Below are 1,145 nucleotides of genomic sequence, written 5' to 3'. Positions count from 1 at the left end.
GGCCTGTCCGCGCTGCTGAATGACTGGCTGGAAGGCGTCTACACCGCGCCGACGCTCGATGACGCGCTGGCCGCGCGCGGCAAGCTGACGCACGGCGAGCTGATCCTGACGCCGGCCGGCCACGCCGTTGGCCAGTTTTCGGTCACCTTCTACGCGCCCGACTCCGAGCAGGCCGGCCTGCTGGCACGCGCCCAGGAGATCGAGCAGCTGACGACGGCCCAGCGCGCCCAGAACCTGATCGCCGACGAGGCTCGCCTGTCGCTGAGCCGCATCGAGCACCAGTTCAACGACGCCAATGGACGGTTGACGACGCTGCGCCGCGAGGCCAGTGAGGCGCAGACCCGCGCCCACCAGATCCACGTCGAGCTGCTGCGCCTCTCCCAACAGGCCGAAGCCAGCCAGCAGCGCCGCAGCGTGCTGGATGCCGAGTTGGCCGAGATCGCCGCCCAGCAGGAAGGCCTGCAGGAGCGCCGCGCCGTCGGCGAGGCCCGCTTCGAGGAACTGGACATCCAGCTCGGCGACGCGCAGCAGCGCCACGCGGAGCTGGAAGACGGCACCATCGCCGCCGAGCGCAAGCTGGCTGATGCGCGCGAGCAATTGCGCGCGCTGGAGCGCCGCTCTCAGGAGGCGCGCTTCGCAACCCAGACGCTGGCTGCACGCCGCGGCGAGCTGCAGCGTGGCATCGAAACTGCAGAGGCGCAGATCGCCACCGTCGCGACCTCGGCTGCCAGCCTGCAGGGCGAGTTGGACACGCTGAACGACGCTGCGGCGCAAGCCGGGCTGCAGGACGCGCTGGCCGTCAAGGTCGAACGCGAGCAGGCCTTGGCCGCCGTGCGCGCCAACTACGACGACCTGAGCCTGCGCCTGCGCAAGGCCGACGAGCAGCGCATGGGTTTCGAGCGCAGCCTGGACCCGCTGCGCGAGGCCATCACCAAGCTACAGCTCGAGGAGCAGGCCGCCCAGCTCGGCGGTGCGCAGTACCGCGAGCAACTCGAAGCGGCGGCCGTCGACCTGGAAGTGCTGGCCAAGTCCATCGAAGACGGCGCCGTCAAGCTTTACGGCCTGCAGGGCGAGATCGATCGCATCAACCGCGAGATCGCGGCCCTGGGCGCCGTCAACCTCGCCGCACTCGATGAGCTGACCAC

1 pseudogene is annotated in these 1,145 nt (G+C 70.3%); it reads left to right on the top strand.

Features of this window, described 5'->3' with window-relative positions:
* A pseudogene (locus tag ACXJKR_RS33090) lies at nt 1–1,145 on the top strand (chromosome segregation protein SMC); the annotation flags it as partial.

Source organism: Roseateles sp. P5_E11 (assembly GCF_054049355.1).
The sequence above is the reverse complement of the archived record's forward strand: the minus strand, read 5'-3'. Positions and strand labels throughout refer to the sequence as shown.